The organism is Mesotoga sp. Brook.08.105.5.1, assembly GCF_002752635.1.
Classification (GTDB): Bacteria; Thermotogota; Thermotogae; order Petrotogales; family Kosmotogaceae; genus Mesotoga.
In genome coordinates this window covers 145,710-163,173 of record NZ_AYTW01000005.1, presented here as the reverse complement: position 1 = coordinate 163,173, position 17,464 = coordinate 145,710, and the positions used below count along the sequence as shown (strand labels likewise).

General features: G+C 44.9%; 19 protein-coding genes. 1 reads left to right on the top strand and 18 read right to left on the bottom strand.

All coding sequences use genetic code 11. The features are described from left to right. Positions 1 to 10: 10 nt before the first annotated feature. The 13 genes from secA to V512_RS02505 are packed head-to-tail and all read right to left on the bottom strand — an operon-like array spanning position 11 to position 12,845. Positions 11 to 2,470 (bottom strand): preprotein translocase subunit SecA, encoded by a 2,460-nt coding sequence (gene secA, locus V512_RS02565; RefSeq protein ID WP_099828899.1) that lies wholly within the window; start codon positions 2,468 to 2,470, stop codon positions 11 to 13. A gap of 9 nt (positions 2,471 to 2,479) precedes the next feature. Further along, positions 2,480 to 3,931, bottom strand: coding sequence for a hypothetical protein (locus tag V512_RS02560; RefSeq protein ID WP_099828898.1), 1,452 nt, complete (start codon positions 3,929 to 3,931; stop codon positions 2,480 to 2,482). A 42-nt stretch (positions 3,932 to 3,973) separates the two neighbouring features. Next, positions 3,974 to 4,786 (bottom strand): TlyA family RNA methyltransferase, encoded by an 813-nt coding sequence (locus tag V512_RS02555; RefSeq protein WP_099828897.1) that lies wholly within the window; start codon positions 4,784 to 4,786, stop codon positions 3,974 to 3,976. Next, positions 4,770 to 5,522 carry a tRNA pseudouridine(38-40) synthase TruA gene (gene truA / locus V512_RS02550; protein WP_180977910.1) on the bottom strand — a complete coding sequence of 251 codons (753 nt, stop codon included), beginning with the start codon at positions 5,520 to 5,522 and terminating at the stop codon, positions 4,770 to 4,772. The genes V512_RS02555 and truA overlap by 17 nt, the downstream gene beginning before the upstream one ends. A 2-nt stretch (positions 5,523 to 5,524) precedes the next feature. Beyond that, positions 5,525 to 6,133, bottom strand: coding sequence for a hypothetical protein (locus V512_RS02545; RefSeq protein WP_099828895.1), 609 nt, complete (start codon positions 6,131 to 6,133; stop codon positions 5,525 to 5,527). Then, positions 6,130 to 7,779: a phospho-sugar mutase gene (locus V512_RS02540; RefSeq protein ID WP_099828894.1), complete on the bottom strand. Its 1,650-nt coding sequence runs from the start codon at positions 7,777 to 7,779 to the stop codon at positions 6,130 to 6,132. Before V512_RS02540 ends, V512_RS02545 begins: the two co-directional genes overlap by 4 nt. Position 7,780: 1 nt before the next feature. Next, complete coding sequence (locus V512_RS02535; protein WP_099828893.1) at positions 7,781 to 8,119, bottom strand: YraN family protein; 339 nt, start codon at positions 8,117 to 8,119, stop codon at positions 7,781 to 7,783. Then, complete coding sequence (gene gatC, locus V512_RS02530) at positions 8,116 to 8,415, bottom strand: Asp-tRNA(Asn)/Glu-tRNA(Gln) amidotransferase subunit GatC (protein ID WP_099828892.1); 300 nt, start codon at positions 8,413 to 8,415, stop codon at positions 8,116 to 8,118. The genes V512_RS02535 and gatC overlap by 4 nt, the downstream gene beginning before the upstream one ends. A gap of 1 nt (position 8,416) precedes the next feature. Continuing rightward, positions 8,417 to 9,424 carry a galactose-1-phosphate uridylyltransferase gene (gene galT, locus V512_RS02525; RefSeq protein WP_099828891.1) on the bottom strand — a complete coding sequence of 336 codons (1,008 nt, stop codon included), beginning with the start codon at positions 9,422 to 9,424 and terminating at the stop codon, positions 8,417 to 8,419. Then, on the bottom strand, positions 9,417 to 10,823 hold the full coding sequence (locus V512_RS02520) for a glycogen synthase (protein WP_099828890.1): 1,407 nt from the start codon (positions 10,821 to 10,823) through the stop codon (positions 9,417 to 9,419). Before V512_RS02520 ends, galT begins: the two co-directional genes overlap by 8 nt. A 4-nt stretch (positions 10,824 to 10,827) precedes the next feature. Next, a complete protein-coding gene (locus tag V512_RS02515; protein ID WP_099828889.1) occupies positions 10,828 to 11,448 on the bottom strand; it encodes an MBL fold metallo-hydrolase in 621 nt (206 codons plus the stop codon). Position 11,449: 1 nt separating this feature from the next. Continuing rightward, the gene (locus V512_RS02510; protein WP_099828888.1) at positions 11,450 to 12,238 is read right to left on the bottom strand and encodes an undecaprenyl-diphosphate phosphatase; all 789 of its coding nucleotides are present in this window, start codon (positions 12,236 to 12,238) and stop codon (positions 11,450 to 11,452) included. Next, positions 12,231 to 12,845, bottom strand: a complete 615-nt coding sequence (locus V512_RS02505; RefSeq protein WP_099828887.1) for an ACT domain-containing protein — start codon at positions 12,843 to 12,845, stop codon at positions 12,231 to 12,233. Before V512_RS02505 ends, V512_RS02510 begins: the two co-directional genes overlap by 8 nt. A gap of 97 nt (positions 12,846 to 12,942) precedes the next feature. On the opposite strand from V512_RS02505, the gene V512_RS02500 reads away from it, so the two are divergent. After that, positions 12,943 to 14,073: a YfbR-like 5'-deoxynucleotidase gene (locus V512_RS02500; protein WP_099828886.1), complete on the top strand. Its 1,131-nt coding sequence runs from the start codon at positions 12,943 to 12,945 to the stop codon at positions 14,071 to 14,073. On the opposite strand, the gene aspC is transcribed toward V512_RS02500, so the two are convergent. Genes aspC through V512_RS02475 form a run of 5 tightly spaced genes read right to left on the bottom strand, consistent with a single transcriptional unit; the run spans position 14,074 to position 17,458 of the window. After that, positions 14,074 to 15,231, bottom strand: coding sequence for an aspartate aminotransferase (aspC, locus tag V512_RS02495; protein WP_099828885.1), 1,158 nt, complete (start codon positions 15,229 to 15,231; stop codon positions 14,074 to 14,076). Between the two features lie 35 nt (positions 15,232 to 15,266). Further along, positions 15,267 to 15,908 (bottom strand): hypothetical protein, encoded by a 642-nt coding sequence (locus V512_RS02490; RefSeq protein ID WP_099828884.1) that lies wholly within the window; start codon positions 15,906 to 15,908, stop codon positions 15,267 to 15,269. A gap of 20 nt (positions 15,909 to 15,928) precedes the next feature. Then, positions 15,929 to 16,141 carry a hypothetical protein gene (locus V512_RS02485; protein WP_099828883.1) on the bottom strand — a complete coding sequence of 71 codons (213 nt, stop codon included), beginning with the start codon at positions 16,139 to 16,141 and terminating at the stop codon, positions 15,929 to 15,931. Between the two features lie 4 nt (positions 16,142 to 16,145). After that, positions 16,146 to 16,841, bottom strand: coding sequence for a 2-phosphosulfolactate phosphatase (locus tag V512_RS02480; RefSeq protein WP_099828882.1), 696 nt, complete (start codon positions 16,839 to 16,841; stop codon positions 16,146 to 16,148). Then, a complete protein-coding gene (locus V512_RS02475; protein WP_099828881.1) occupies positions 16,838 to 17,458 on the bottom strand; it encodes a histidine phosphatase family protein in 621 nt (206 codons plus the stop codon). The genes V512_RS02480 and V512_RS02475 overlap by 4 nt, the downstream gene beginning before the upstream one ends. Positions 17,459 to 17,464 lie beyond the last annotated feature (6 nt).

The following is a 17,464-nucleotide window of genomic DNA, read 5'->3' as shown; positions in this document are numbered from 1 at the left end:
CACCTCCGGACTAACGTTTCACCTTGAACCTTTTTGTGCCCTTCTTCTTGCCGCCAGTGTCTGCCTTTTTTTCTCCTCCGACTCCACTGAAATCCGAGTGCATAGCTTGAAGACTTCTGAATTCCTTGTCGGCGTTTTGCTTGGCCTTATCACTATCGACTCTAACTATTCTGACTATGGCACTGGCAATGTCATCATAAAGAGAATCGGTCAACTGCTGAAAAAGAATGAAAGACTCTTTCTTGAATTCTATCACAGGATCTTTCTGACCGTAAGCTCTTAAACCCACCGAGTCTTTGAGGTGCTCAATAGATTCTAGGTGTCTTCTCCATCTCTCATCGATCATCCTTAGCATAATGTACTTCATCACCTGAGGGAACTCATCTCCAAATGAAGCCTTCTTTTCGGCATAAATCTTCTGCAGAAGCGACAAGGTTACGTTTCTAAGCTCCTCGACGTTCTTAATGTCCTTGAGCCGCTCAATGTCCCCTGCAGGCAGGAAACTGAAGGAGACTTTAATATCTTCAAAAGAAGGAAGCTGCGCAAGTCCCGACAGTCTTCTATCAACTACATCTTCAATAATCTCAAAGACATTCGAATCGATCTCTTCGCCCTTCAATACCCAGTTGCGGTGAGCATATATGGCGCTCCTCTGCTGATCAATAACCGAATCGAGCTCGTAAAGGCGTCTCCTAATCTCGAAATGCATTCCCTCAATCTTTTTTTGAGCAGACGAAATAATCCTGCTTAGAAGCGAATGCTCTATTGGTTGACCTTTTTCGATCTTGAGGGTATTCATAATCGATTGCATTCGTTCGCCACCGAACAGTCGAAGAAGATCATCTTCAGTAGAGAGGAAGAATCTTGACTCTCCTGGGTCGCCCTGTCTACCTGATCTGCCAACTAGCTGATTGTCAATTCTTCTGCTCTCGTGCCGCTCCGTTCCAAGAACGTACAGTCCTCCAAGTTCCACAACCCCATCACCAAGTTTTATGTCAGTTCCTCTCCCGGCCATATTAGTGGCTATAGTAACGGTTTTTCGCTCACCTGCATTAGCCACGATTTCTGCTTCTCTCTCATGGTATTTTGCATTTAAGACTTCATGAGGAACCCCCTTTTTCTGCAGCATTTTGCTCAGGAGCTCACTCTTTTCTATTGAAGTAGTACCAACGAGCACTGGCTGTCCCTTCTCATATCGTTGAGCGATCTCAGCAGTGATCGCTTCGTTTTTCTCCTCCCTTGTCTTATAGATTGCATCTTCTTTATCCAGCCTAATTACTCTCTTGTTCGTCGGAATAACGGCGACCGGAGTATTATACATAGAAATGAACTCGGATTCTTCAGTCGCGGCCGTACCGGTCATTCCCGATACCTTTTCATAGAGCTTGAAGTAATTCTGAAAGGTAATAGTTGCGAAAGTGACTGATTCCTGTCTTATCTGCACGTTTTCTTTGGCTTCTATGGCCTGATGAAGACCCTCAGAGTACCTTCTTCCAGGGAGCAACCTGCCGGTGAACTCGTCAACAATGACAACTTCACCTTCATTAGTAACAAGATAATCAACTTCTCGTCTGTAGAAAATCATAGCCTTCAATGCATTCAAAAGATGGAAGATGTAGTCATAATTACTGGGGTCGTAAAGATTTTCTATCTGAAGAAGCTTCTCAGCCTTTTCTATTCCTTCATCTGTAAGGGTCACCGTTCTGTCCTTTTCATCGACAACAAAATCTTTTTCGGCCTGAAATCGCTTTGCAAAGAAGGCGAACTGTCTATACAGACTTGACGAGTCCTGAGCGGGACCAGAGATGATCAGTGGCGTTCTCGCCTCATCTATGAGGATTGAATCGGCCTCATCTACAATCACGTAGTTGTGGCCTCTCTGAACTTTGTTCTCGAGAGAGTAGACAAGATTGTCTCTCAAGTAGTCAAAACCAAACTCATTTGCAGTTCCATAAGTTATATCGCAATCATAGGCTTTTTTTCTCTCCATAGGCTCCATTGCTGCTTGGATGAACCCAGCTTGCAACCCAAGATACTCATAAACCGGCCCCATCCATCCCGCATCCCTTTTTGCAAGGTAATCGTTCACAGTTGCGAGATGACAACCCTTACCTGACAGAGCATTTAGATACAGGGGCATCGTTGCCACAAGAGTTTTTCCTTCACCGGTTTTCATTTCTGCGATCTTGCCTTCGTTTAGAGAAAGAGCACCCATAAGCTGCACGTCAAAGGGTCTCATCTTCACTGTCCTCTTGGCAGCTTCTCTTGCCAGCGCAAAGGCCTCCGGCAGAACAGACTCAAGCGACTGGCCCTCGTCAATCCTGGCTTTGAATTCCTCAGTTTTCTTCACGAAATCTAGTCGATCGTACTTACTGACCTCTCGCTCTAATTCATTTATCTTTTCAACTGTTTTTGAATACTTCTTGAGAAGCATTTTGTTTTTGTCGAATATCTTCGAGAAAATCCCCATCAAATCACCTCAATAGAAACGTAGCGCGTGAATCATATTACCGTTTTCATAGAAGGTTTGCTGGTAGAGGAGAGCGCTATCTACAGAAATCCCCATGAGAGATCTAAAAACCTTCTTCATGTCAATAAATGCATGCAAGATATCGTTGTCCATGCCCAATCTTCTGACGAATTCGTAACTTGTGTTACTACTCAAAACCTCTGCATTAGAAAGCAATCTGTAGTATTCGTCGGGTGTAAGCGAAGTGAGCACGGTTGTCTCGGCTGAGAAAATGAAATATATGGTATCAAAATCATTCTCAAGTTCGTAGATACGGCTGCCCCTGTACGAGGACTGAACCGCACCCCACTCTTTGAGCGGTCCTTCGAGTCTTTCGGTATCCGGGCTTCTGTTAGTAAACACCGCTGTTACTCTCGGAGTCTCAGAGACCAAATCACCATATATCCTTGTATTTCCTGTGCTTTCTCTCGAGAGAAGGACAACAAAATCCGCAAGTTCTCTGTAAGGTTCGAGATCAAGCTCAAACCAGTGAGCGAGCTCCTTCCTCAAGGTCTCTACAGATGAGGAAGGAAAGAAAACCGTGTAGTCACCAAGAGTTGCCTTTGATGCCTCTACCTCCTTGGCATCAGACAAGGAAATCATCTTCTCAAGCTCTTCACTGTCCACAAACATCGTATCCTGAACAATCGTAGCTGTAAGTGTATGTCCTTCCGGACGAGCAAAAACCACAGTACTTTCGATTGAAAAGGTAGACTCAAGTCCCAGATCAAGCTGAAATCGGTCTCCATCAATATAACCGGCAAGAGTGAAGTCATAACTCTTCTCCGCAACCTCTCTGCCCTTACCGTTTGACTCCAGTAACCTACCACCTTCTCCAGCATATGTCTTCATAGCCAGAGTAACAGCCTCTTTATTACCGCCGATTATTAGGTAGTCATCTGCGGCATTGTAGAAGAGAGTTCCTGTACTGCTCCTCAACTCGTTAACTGTCTCTCCAGGTTGAACGAATATTGCCATATCCAGAAGGGCTGCCGTAGCTTTCAATAACTGAAAGGAATTAGAGGTTCTCCAAGCTATGAAAACTCTGTTCCTGGTGAGCTTCAGTTTCTCAAGGAGATAAAACGGATCAAACATCAGCAGATCATCAAGAGAGAGATCGATACCTTCGCCAACGAGAAGAATGTCATTATTCAAAGCGTTCTTAAGAAAACTCGTATCGACCTCCGCATTGTATCCAGCAGCATCGATTATCCCATAAAAGGCTCGTTCAGCACCGAACCCGTCATCCCCGAGATAGGCACCGAAAAAATTGGTGCTGTCCCTGAGAACTTCCATCGTTGATCTCAACCCACGAAGAATGAGAAAATAGCCGACATCTTCAGGAACGAAATCGAAAATATCTTGTGCCACTAATGCGGAAAAAGAAACAAGCACCAGCATAAAAACGAGTAAGGATTTCAAGCTCTCCCGGATCACTCAAGTGAACCGGGGTTTTCCCTCCCTTCAAACCAATTGGTTGCTATCCCGATCGAAAAACGCGAAAGCCTTCTCAATCAAATAGTCATAGTCTAACTCAACAAATGTCTCCCCAGCAACCGAATAGAGAAGATACTCGATGTTACCTCTTTTGCCTTTGATTGGAGAAAACGTTATTCCTACGGGAAACATGCCACTACTAACAAAAGCCTTTACAAATACTTCTATAACTTCGCGATGAGCCATACGTGAGCGCACCAATCCCTTCTTAACAACACCCGGACCAACTTCAAATTGTGGCTTTATTAGGACCACCGCTTCTCCGTTGTCTTTCAGAAACATCCTAAAGAGCTCTGCCAAACCTGCTGTAGAGATGAATGATAAGTCCGCGGTCAATAGATCAACTTCGCCCCCAAACTGCTCAATAGAGAAATCTCTTATGTCAGTTGACTCAACTGACAAGATTCTGCTGTCCTCTTTAAGTTTGTTACTGATCTGGTCTTTCCCAACATCTACACAAATCACACTGGCTGCACCATTTTCCAGCAGAAGTTGTGCAAAGCCACCGGTTGATGCACCAACATCAAGTACTCTCCTACCTTCAGGTTTTATTCTGAACTCATCGATAGCTTTCTTCAGTTTGTAATACCCTCGCCCTACCGGCATAAAGGAGTTCGAGGCGACTATTTCTCTGTCAGAATCCACCTTGTAACCCGGCTTAAGAACAATCATACCATCTACAGTAACTTTTCCGCTCCTGATCAGTTCTGCTGCTTTCGTTCTACTCTCAGACAGCCCAAGCCCAAACAATAGTTCATCAAGTCTACGTTTCAAACTCATCAAACACCGCTTTGTAGAATACAAGTCCCTGAGGAGGGGCAGTTCCTGGAAGCGTTGATCTATCCTGTGAAGAAAGGAATTCAGAGACGGCTTCTTCAGAAGTGCTCCCGGTGCCAACTTTCACAAGCGTACCGACGATATTCCTTACCATTCTCTTGAGAAAGGAGACTCCCTCGACCCTAATGAGTATAAGACGAGGGCTCGTCCTGACAATTCTAATGGCTGAAACGGTCCTTATTGGATTTCTGTCATCCCGGCCAGTCCTGAAAGCAGTAAAGTTGTGTTCTCCAAGAAGTCGACTCCCTGCTCTCCGCATCGATTCAATATCCAGAGTATACGGGAACCACCAGACAAACCTTCTTCTGAAGATGTCCGGTTCGCTTGAATTGAGAATGTAATAGTGATAGATCCTCTTCTTCGCAGCAAATCTTGGGCTGAAATTCTCCGCTACTTCATACACTTTTCTAACATACACGTCCGCCGGAAGATTCGCGTTGAGCGCAGCTTTCATTGTTGGAGCATCCAATCTATCGAGGTTCGAATCAAAAGCGATTACCTGACCATAGCCGTGAACTCCCGTGTCTGTTCGACCGGCTCCCTGACTCGAGACTCTGAACTTGTGAATTCTTTCCAGAGCTTCTTCGAAGATGCCCTGTACAGTTCGCATATCCGGCTGATTCTGAAAACCGAAGAAATCGGTCCCGTCATACGACACTACTGCAGCGAATCTCTTCACAGTCATTTTGAACCCGTAAGATCTAGCATCTCGGTGTAGAGATAAACCATTGAAGAGAGGTCCTTTCCCATTCTCTGTAAATCCCCATTATAAACAGTCCACAAAACCCTTCCAACTATGGTCTCGACGTACTTTATCAAGGAGTTTTCAAGCTCCTTCTTCTCGCCATCACTTAGCAGAAGGCCTCCAACTTTTCCTGCAAGCCATGAGGAAAAGCCCTGATCATTAAATCTCAGAGTTCCCTCTTCATAATCCTTAAGCATTTTATAGACTTCCTCAGTTGTCTCTCTTACGGAAAGATTCTTAGAAAGCACTTCGAGTATCGTTGGATCGAAGTAACCTTCAAGCGCTTCAGGAACTTCCAGCTCGTACTTGAAGTAAAGAAGGTTCGCATCACTGTGCTTTCTTTCGAAAGAGATCTTGCGTCTAGTAGCACTTTCAAGGCCATAAGCGCTAAGACAACTCCAGTATTTGTGTTTGAGTAAATCGGTTGAATGCTCAGTGGACCACGTGGTCATAAAGCCTGTCTTAGTTCTGTGATCAAATGTTGCTCTCTTTGGAGAGAGAAAATCATCCCCACGGTACAAAATGTGAGCGTACCTGTAATTCATAGGCCTACAATCCCTTCGATCAGTTCTTTTAGCTCATCGATTTTTCTTCTTGCTTCATCATTGGTTACTCCCTTTGCCATGAGATAGAATTTGATTTTTGGTTCTGTCCCCGAAGGTCTTACAATAATCTTAGAACCATCCTCCATCTCCATAGAAATCACATCGGCCGTGGGGAGATCACCCGAGTCTTCCATATAGTCTTTGAATTTTCTTACCCTAAAACCCCCAATTGCAGATGGCCTACTTTCCCTAAGCCCTTTCATGATTGCTTCTATTCTTTCCTTTCCCTCTATGCCTTCGTAATCCTTGTTAACGAGTGCCTCGAGATAATAACCGAACTCCTTATAGATCTCTTCAAGATACTCTATCAATGAAAGTCCTGACCGCTTCAAGAAGCCCGCGATTGTACAGGCAAGAGCAGCAGCGCTAACAGCATCTTTGTCTCTTGCATGCCTTCCGTAGAGAGAGCCGTAGCTCTCCTCGAAACCGAAAAGATACTTTCCTCTTCCTTCGATTTCTGATTTCTCAATGATCTCTCCAATGTACTTGAACCCGGTTAGGGTCTCTCTTACTTTTACACCGCTTCGAGCAGCGATACTCTTAACCAAATCCGTTGAAACTATCGTCTTCACAATAAACGCATCGTCAGGCAGGGACCCTTTCAATCTCTCAAGAATGAAATGGGTCATTATCACGCCTGTTTGATTTCCATTGATCGCGATGTACTTTCCATCTTGCCTTACCATTATGCCCAACCTATCGCAATCCGGATCCGTCGCAATCAGAAGATCGGCATCGGTTTCACCTGCAACATCAAGAGCCATAGAAAATGCTTTCGGATCTTCCGGGTTTGGACTCTTCACGGTTGGGAAGCTACCATCAGGTATAGCCTGCTCCTCGACACGTTTCACTCTGTGGCCAAGATCGGAAAGTGTCTTGTAGACAGGGTAGTTGCCGGTTCCATGAAGAGGGGAATAAACAACGCTAATTGATTCAAAATCGTTACAAAGGTGGAGAACGTTTTCCTTCACAATCTCCAAAAATCCATCAAGAACAGAGTTCGGTATGTTATAAATTATCTCTCTCTTCGGCGAGTAGTTTTCGAAAAAGTCTGATCCATTAACGCTTTGAATTATCTCTTCAGCGTAACGGGGAACCGCTTGAGTTCCATCTGAAGTGTAGACCTTAAAGCCATTGTACTGAGGTGGATTGTGACTGGCAGTAATTACAATTCCTCCACTTGCCTTAAGCTCCCTAACCGCAAAACTTAGGACTGGGACAGGCATTGGCTCAGCAAAAATGTGAACCTTGATACCTATTGAGGAGAGGACCTCGGCCGACACTTCAGCGAAACGAGAAGATTTGTGCCTTGTATCAAAGGCTATTACTACTGACGGATCTATGTACTTATCAGAAATCCAGCGACCGAAGCCAAGAGAAGCTCTTCTTATTGTGAAAATGTTCATACGATTTGTTCCGGCACCAAGAACCCCTCGCATTCCACCGGTACCGAACTCGAGATCCAGAGCAAACCTATCCCTAACTTCTTCCGGTGAAAGCATCTTGAGCTCTTCCTTCATCTCTTCCGTAGAATTCTTAAGCCATCTTTCGTACTCTTCAAAGATTCTCTGGCTATTTCTAAGCACACTACCACCTTCCAACTGCTTTCAAATGATTTACTTCCCCATCATTCAAAACCTCAATAACGTCAAGCCTTGTTTCACTAAAGGTTGGCTTTTCAGTTGATATGTATCTCTGGGCAGCCAACTCGAGTCGCCTTAGCTTTCTTTCGTCAACTCTGTATCTCGGCAATCTGAAAGAACTCCCTCCCTTGACTTCAACAAAGACCATCGTCCTTCCTTCAAATGCAACAATATCTATCTCACCAAATCTATACGAGATATTTCTCGCAATTATCTTGTATCCTGACTTCTTAAGATACCTGCAAGCAAGTTCTTCATATCTTTTACCAGAAGCGTTGCTCATTTCTCCCCTTTGTATATCCTTGGAACTTTGAGATAGTCTCCTTCCCGCTCAGGAAAAAGATCACGAATTAGCTTTGCACCTTCAAATTCCATCGGAGCGTCTTCTCTTGGTTCAAGACTCTTCTCGACTGGAGATATCATTTCATCGGCACTGGGATCAACTTGATCTAGAAGCGTCATGTACTGCAGAACCTCTTCGATGTCCTTCTTAAGACTCACGCGCTCCTGTTCACTCAGTTCGAATTTTGCAAGTCCTTCAAGATGCTTCAGCAGTTCATCACTTATTCTGGTTTCCATTCTACTCCTCCTCAATCCTGACCTCTCGAAGATACATCGCAGCATGCTCGGGAGGCATAGGGTTTATGTAGAAGCCTGAACCCCACTCAAAACCAGCGACCCTTGTGAGTCTTGGAACTATCTCCAGATGCCAGTGATAGTGAGCGGATTGCTCCATACCCTTGATTCCCGTATGCAACATGAAATTGTAGGGCGGATTATCGAGAGCCTTGTGAATCCTCAGCAACATATTCTTAAGTATCACAGAAAAACTATCGATCTGAGAAGCAGAGATCTCTCCGAAATTGTCTTTATGAACCTTCGGAACGATCCAGGTCTCAAAAGGAAACCTTGCAGCAAATGGTTCGAAAGCAACAAAATCATTATTCTCCTCAACCACTCTCGTCCCTTCCAGTCCTTCCTGGTTAACCATATCGCAGTAAACGCATCTTTCTCTGAAACGGTAGTAGTCTGCAGCACCAGCGATCTCTTCAGCAACTCTCTTAGGCACAATTGGAGTAGCTATCAACTGACTGTGGGAGTGCATCAGGGATGCCCCAGCTTCTCTTCCATGGTTCTTGAATATCAACACGTATTTGATCCTATTATCCTTTTCAAGCACCTGATGACGTTCTTTGTATGCCCAGATCACTTCCCTAACCTGCTCATACGATAGAGTAGCCATAGATGCGTTATGATCAGGTGTCTCGATAATCACTTCATGCGTTCCAAAACCCTTTATAACATCGTACATTCCATGGCCAAAGCGATCCGGTTCTGTACTTGAATCAAGAGCTGGAAACTTGTTCTGAACTACCCTAACCCACCATCCCGGGCTGTCTTTCGTAGTATCCGCAGGTCTGAAAGCCATGACTTCAGGTGGAGTGGTGTGCTCATTTCCGTAATCAAACGGACAGAAAGCCGATTCCGCTTTCTCTCTGGCATTTATGAAATCATGAGGCCTTCTAGCTCTTTCAGTAGCTATTATTACCCATCTCTTTATTATCGGATCCTTTCTTAATTCAGGCATTACCTTTGACCTCCAGCATCTCGCTGTATAGAGATATGTAATTCTTCGCCGAAGCGTTCCAAGAAAAGTCCTCACTCATGGCATTGTACACTACTTTCCTCCAGCAGTCCGGCCGACTGTATACTTCGATAGCTCTTTCAATTGCTTCAAGAAGTCTACTAGCTTTGTAATCAGAAAAACCAAAACCATTTCCGGAATTCAAACCGTCAAATTCCTTCACTGTATCTGCCAATCCACCGGTGAATCTAACTACAGGGATCGTCCCATACCGCATGGCAAACATCTGACCCAAGCCGCAAGGTTCATATCTGGAAGGCATCAAGAACATATCTGCGCCCCCGTAAATCTTCTGGGCAAGATCCAAATCGAAGGTTAGCTTTGCAGCTACCCTATCTGGATAAGCTTCTTCAAGCTCCTTAAACATGAGTTCGTATTTCCTCTCACCAGTCCCCAGAACTATTAGTTGGACGGGAAGCTTCATCAGATCATCCTTAATCTCCTCTATTAGGTCGAGCCCTTTCTGATCAACAAGTCTTGAGATCAATCCAATAACTGCCGTATTGTTTCTGGGAAGACCTACCAATTTCTGCAGATTGCATTTGTTTCTCTTCTTGTTCTTAAGATTATCAAGACCGAAGTTAGCCCACAAACGCTTGTCGTTTTCGGGATCGTATTCGGAATAATCGATTCCATTTAATATTCCAACCAGATCATTGTTCCTTCTGGAAAGGATTGCCTCCAGCCCCGCACCGTACTCAGGAGTCTGGATTTCTTTTGCGTAGGTAGGGGAGACCGTACTAAGCTTATCGGAGAATTCAATGCCCGCCTTAAGGAAATTGAGGCCTTCTTGCACCGAAATATCTTTTTGATAATCTTTCTTAATCCCCGAGAGTTCAAAATAACTGTCTTCATAGACACCTTGATAAGCTAAGTTATGAATTGAGAGGACTGTTTTAATTCCGGCTTCGGCTTGCTTAAGATAGACTGCCATGAGACCGGTATGCCAGTCGTTGAGATGAACGATATCATAACCTTGCTCAATCGCAAAGGACGTGGCTGCATCGGAAAAGCTCATTGCTTGAAGAGCTAAATCGGATGAGCCATAGACCTCCTTGGAGTCCATAAGATCTTCATTTCTCAGCAGAAAGACACTCACTTCACTTTGAGGCAATTTAGTCTTATAGATATCAAAGAAGCGAGGGCTTCTTAAGAATCTTGTCTTCTGGACCCTTCCCGTCTTTGATAAAACGCTTCTATCTATCGATCCATGAAGAGGCATTAATATATCAACATCCACTCCCAGCTCTTTCAAGTACTTCGGAAGGGATCCAGCTACATCAGCAAGACCTCCTACTTTTGCTAATGGATACACTTCGTAAGAAACAAACAGCACTCTCATGTAATCACCTCTTGAATATCGGCAGGTCATGAGAAAAGATCACAGTATCTGCCATGTCGAAGTACTTCATTACGAAAGCAGCGGCCTCGTCTGTCCGCATACCTTTTCGCATTTCGTGATACTGTATTTGCCTTGTGCATATATCTCCACAAATAAAGACATTGCCACAATTACTTGTTTCAAGAAAAAAAGAAACATGATCTCTCGAGTGAAAAGGAGACTCCAGAACTTCTACTGAATCTAGAAGCATGTCTCCATTCCTGAACGGCTCGACTCTATTCCAGGAGAGAACTATCTTCTGGTACATGGCTCCAACTATTGGACCAAACGAACCGTAGTCTCTGCTACTGTAACTCTCATGCAGATGAACTTTTGCGTTCGGGAAAAACATGCTGTTGAAGGCGTGGTCTAGATGAAAGTGAGTCAGAAATATGTCGGTAATTCCATCTGGGGAAAGACCCAGAGAAGTCAGTCTATCTTCAAGAATCTCTAGAGAAGGGAAACCGCCCGGATCGACGAGAATCTTTTTTTCATCTTCCACAAGAAGAACACAGCTACTCGTTGGAGAATCCAGCATTCCCGGCACATATACCAAACTGCCGGGAAAGAGGAGATTCAAGTCCAAGTTACATCACTCCTCGAAAAATCAAACCTACTGTCCCTATAATTATACAGTAAACGGCAAACAAACTCAGACGTCGCTTCAGAACAAGTTTCTTGAGAAGCCACAGTCCCATTACTCCGGTCAGGAAAGCAAGAATGGAAGACAATAGAACCGTACTGACAGGAAGATTAACTCTTGAAAGCTCCAGAAGACCTGCTCCTAGAGTAACCGGGAGGCTCAAGAGGAACGAGAATCTAACGGCGTCTCTTCTAACCATACCGACAAGTAAGGCTCCGAAGATGGTGAAACCACTCCTGGATATCCCCGGAACTATAGCCGCCGCCTGAAAGATACCGATTGAAAGAGCCCCTGCAATAGAGAGATCCAATATCTTGCGATCACCCTTAAGCCTATCCGATATGAACAACATAGTCGCGGTCACAAACAACATGGTAGATGCAAAGGCTACATCTGAAAACAGTAGCTTTATCTCGTCCTCCAGCAGAAAACCAGCTATAACTGCCGGAATGGTCGCAATCAGAAGCAACAATATATACCTGATTGAAGAGTCCCTCTTTTCTGGCTTACCCAAACCAGAGAATATGGTCCATACATCCTTAAATGTGAACAACAAAACGGCAAAGAATGTTGCAAGATGCAATACAGCAAAAAACGCCGCCTTAGATTCAACATCGAGCGGAACATTAAGAAAACTTGAAAAAATAGTCAGATGTCCAGAAGACGAAACTGGAAGAAATTCAGTTGCTCCCTGAACCGCACCTAGAATGAGGTAACTTGCAAAATCAGACACCAAAACCCTCCTCTTCACTTATGCTCTCAAAAGAAACGCCCTTTTCTTGAAGTATTTCAGCGATCATTCCTATGTCCGACTCATCTGTTCTGATAACGACCCGTCTTTCATCATCTGATTCTGCCGCTGACGTGATTATCGAAAGGATATTTACCTCTCTTTCGGCAAGGTAATCTACAACATCTCGCAACGCTCCTGGCTTGTCCTCCAGAATGACAGAGACTCTTGTTCCTGGCTTGTCCATTGCAGTGAACTCCATCAGGCCTTCAAGAATCTCGAAGACTCCGATAGCTCCCACCACCAAAAAATCATTGTCAACTACAGGAAGAACATAGTCATGACTCTCGATAAGCATTAGTGCGGCATCTTCAATGAAATCAGAGTCTCGACAGTAGAAGACCGGTTCTGTAATAACCTCTGAAACGGGCGTTGCAGGATCAACATCTTTGATATCATCCACTTTTGCAACGCCTGCCAGTCGCCCGTCACTATCCACCGAGATTATATACGTGAGCCCAGCCGACTTTCTGTCGCTCAAAATCTCACCTACAGTACAGTCATCACTAAACAGTGGATAAGTCCTGTTTGTCCATTTGCAAATGTTCATAAAACCGCCTCTTTCCCTGCTAAAGACTTTATTTTACTCAACACAACAATTATAATTGTATCAGTGTGATCTTTGACCCTGCTGGGGAGGTGTCTCCGTGTTTCAAGGATACGTGAAGCTACTAGAACTCGCAACAAATCTCTTCACAATGTATAGGTGGAACAACACACCCACTCTTCTAAGGACTAACGAAGCAGAGAATGCCTTCATCTCCGCCCAATACAGTTTACTGATGTCAGAGATGGCCAGGCTGAGTGGCCTCGATATCAACCAGGAGGAACTCTTTCAGAGACTGGTTCTGAAGGAACTGCCAAAATGCCTTCTTTCCGACATCTCTGTTGACACCAAGGTTCTGATAAAATCTCTTTCACCAGATAAATGGAACGATGTTTTTTCGAGAACCGTTGAGGAAATCGTTCAATACTTGCCCGAAGAACGGCACAACCCATTCTATCTGTCTATGGTCAATTCAAAAGATGATTCTGTCGAGGGCAAAATAATCCAGACGGGAGATCTCTTGTCTGCCAGACTAGAGGCGGGCCTACATGCAAGGAGTTTCCCGGACTTCTTCAGCCGACCATTGAAAGGGCTCGAGAAACGAATCGAAATCTTCAGAGACTTCGAACCATACCGCCTTATCATGGACACCCCATGGCTTGAACGCTACACTAACGCTTTGATCGTTCTGTTAAGAGCTGTCCGCTGGAATCGGCTGAATAGAAACGTTCCAACCACTGTAGCAGCCCATTCATCCTATGTTACAATAACTGCATACATTCTTTCCTGTATTGAGGAGGAGAAAGGCACTGCAATAAACCCCGTTGAATCTGTAAAACGCGCCCTTCTGCACGACATTCCAGAAAGCATGACCGGTGACATAATCACACCAACAAAGAAGAAAGTCCCTGGATTTGATGAGGTGATCGCTCAAGTTGAAGAGCAGATGGTTACCGAGAACCTGCTGGACGGAATGCCCGATGAACTTATCAAAGAGCTTAAACTCAGAATGCTGGATCCATTTGAATCATTGGAAGGCAGAATTGTGTGGGCAGCCGATCAGTTCGCAGCTACTGTAGAATGTCTCATGGAGATCCGTTCAGGAAACACACAATACGCCTTTAGAGATGCTATGAACAGAATGCTGGACGACCTTTCAAAATCCGATCTAGAAAGTGTCCAGCTTCTAACTCAATCGTTTAAATGGAGCCTGGACTGGACTGGCCGCTAGTCAAATCGCCTTGAGAAATCTCCCAAATCTGTCAATTCCCTTCTTCAGTTCTTCAACCGAACTGGAGTAAGACATTCTTATGAAGCCTTCGCAACTGAACGCACTTCCCGGAACCATCCCCACTTTCTGCTCCTCGAGAAGCCCAAGAGCAAATTCGTTGGAATTCACATACCTTTGGCCAAGGAATGGTCTGATATCTATAAATACATAAAAAGCTCCCGCAGGCTTGCTGAATTTGAGTCCAATCTCAGAAAGCCTTGATACAACCAGATCTCTTCTCTTCCGAAACTCCTCAACCATGGAAGAGGTATCGACCTCAAACGCCTTCAAGGCTGCATACTGAGCCATAGTATTAACATTTGATGTAAGGTGGCTCTGGATTTTAGATATCTCTCTTGCCAGCTTAGTGGATGTGGCGGAATAGCCTACTCTCCAGCCCGTCATTGCGTATGTCTTGGAGAAAGCGTTTATGACCGCTGAACGTTCCTTCATTCCATTCATCGAGGCTATTGATAAGTGAGAAGCATCGAATACAAGCTTTTCATACACTTCATCGGAGATGACAAAGAGATCTTCCTTTATGCAAAGGTCTGCCAGTTCCCCTAGGAAACTCTCTGGATAGATTGCCCCGGTCGGGTTGTTCGGAGAATTTATCATAATCGCTTTCGTTTTGTCGGTAATGGAACTCTCAATTTCGCCGATCTCAGGAATGAAGTCTCTCTCAACATCAGCCTGCACTATGACCGGTACACCACCACAGAGAAGAATCTGCGCCTCATAGCTTACCCATGCAGGCGAAATGATTATCACCTCATCGCCAACGTTGAGCAAAGCCTTCAGAACGTTGTAGATAGCTTGTTTTCCACCGTTCGCAACAACAATCTCTTCGGGTGAGTAAGTCATGTTGTTTTCCTTCTGAAGTTTCAGAGCTATCGCCTTTCTCAACTCATCTATTCCAGCGGCGTTCGTATACTTCGTTTTTCCCTCATTGAGAGCTTTTATTGCTGCATCGACAATTGGGCGGGGAGTAGGAAAATCCGGTTCACCAGCAGTGAACTTTACAACATCCTCTCCTGATCGAGCGAGTTCCAACGCCTTCTTATTGAATTCCAAGGTCGCCGAAGGCGTTACAGAAGAGACAAAGCGCGACAAAACCATTGGAACACCTCCGAAGTATTAGTTAGTATCCTCATTCAGATCTTATTGATTATCTCGAGAACCACTAGTGCGAAATCACTAAGACTGTCCTTCTTGCACAGTCTAGCGCCGGCTTCTCTCTTTCTCTTTCCATTTACCAATGCAGAACCTACCGCCATTACAATTTCAGTCATCCCGTACTCCAGCTTTTCGATGAACTCTATTCTGAAACTTGGAATGACATCCCTTATTGCTGCAACAGTTGATTCCACGATTGCCATGTACTTCTCGTCGTCACCAATATCTACAATTGACGAACCCTCAAGTTCTCTTCCCTCATAATCTAGCATTACCGTAATGTCTAGTTTTCGCATCGTTGCGCGCGTCTCAAGAATTGTAAGTTGGAAGTTGTAACCTTGGACTTCTTCCTTCTGGTAAGGTCTTACAACCGAAGCTTCCTCTTCATCGTCTGAATCTAGGGATATCTGTGCAATAGATACGATCTTCCTATCGATCTTGACACCCGTTGAAGCGTATATTGCCGTTTCAATATCTCTTACCAACTGCTTTGCCGGTTTGGAAATGTCCGCCAAAACGTGAATCTCGACCATTTCGCCGTTTTCGTCATAAACTATTCTGGCGCTGTGCACCCCCGGCAGTTTCGAGACGATACTGTCAACTGCTAGCTTGCTAGGCATTCAATCAACCCCCTCGACCATCAGAAAATCAATGCAAACAACAAAGATAGACCTAGAAACCCTCCTGCTGCCAACAGAGAGTACCAGCCTTTCCTATCGTAAGGTTTGTAATCTTCAGGCTTCACCTCGCTCTTCGGCCTACGCACCTTCTTAGTTCCAATTTCGAAGAAAATCAGTGACAGAAAGAGCGCTCCCATCGCGATAACAAAAAAGAAATTTGAAACAAACTCCATTAAACTACCCCCGTACGAACCCACCGTCCCGCCACAACGGGAGAAGATTGTACATGTTGATTCTAGCACAAAAGCTTATATCATCACCAAACCCTAGAGAGAGAAGTCTTCTCGCGTGAAAGCCGTTCTCAATTAAAAAGCTCTCCAAATCACTCTTGGCCGATTCATACAGGAGCGAAGCTAACGAGCAACCATCATCGGTACAACCCATTCCCAATCCGGATACAATTGCACCTGCAAGCAAGACATCCTCAAGTGAAACTCTTCCACTAGAGCCGGCGCACTGGAGCTCAATCCTGCCGCCTTCACTCTCAAGAAACCCGTTTATACTTTCAAGATTCAAAAAGGAGGCAGCAACAAGCCTTCCGGCACGTTTCGACAAGAGTGCAGCGTTTGTCCCATTCGTTGTCGTCATAACCAACTCTTTTCCAAAGATCATCTTCTTGCAGAGAGCAACTGGGGAGTTTGCCAGATCGAATCCCTCTATCTTCATCGATCCTCTCTCTCCTCCAAGAAGCACCTCGCGATCCCGCTTTCTGCACTCCAAAGCCTCCTCGACCGATTCCACAGGAATCACTTTTTTTGCGCCAAGATGAAGCGCCGTCGTGATAGTACTGGTCGCCCGCAAGACATCAATTACAACTGCGATATCGGTTTGTTCGTCAAGGACACGGGGAACGAAGTTCACTCTCAGATTCATAATACCTGCTCTTCTTCCAGATGACGCCAGAGATTCAGTTCATGAACCTTTGTTTCCCCACCCTCAACAATGATCGAAGACACTGAACAGTTATGCATTGAGAGTCTGTAATGGTTCTCCAGAGGCAGGCCCATTGAGTAGCAGATGACAGTCCTTATTAGCAAAGCATGAGAGACGGCAACTACCTGTTTTCCCGCGAAAGCGGTTGATACGAACTTAAGAAAGCTCACCGCTCTTCTCTGCACTTCGCCAAGGGACTCTGTTTTTGCAATGTCAGCCCACGGATCCTTTTGCCAATGTTCAATTAGATTGCCGTGATTTCTGAAAGCCTCGCTAATTTCGAGGCCATTCCACAAACCAACATCGGCTTCGCGGAGGACCGGATTGACGATTGGCTTGATCCTGAGAGTTTGACCAATAATCTCTGCCGTCTCTTTTGCTCTCTTCAAGTCACTGGCATAGAGAGCCGCCGGTCTTAGACCAATCTTCCTGAGAAACTCTCCAGTCTGTATAGCCTGGTTCCTGCCCCTTTCTGAAAGTGGAATATCCGATCTTCCCTGCCAGCGATTGCTGTTGTTCCACTCAGTTTCTCCGTGCCTGACGAAATAGATCTCCATTATCTC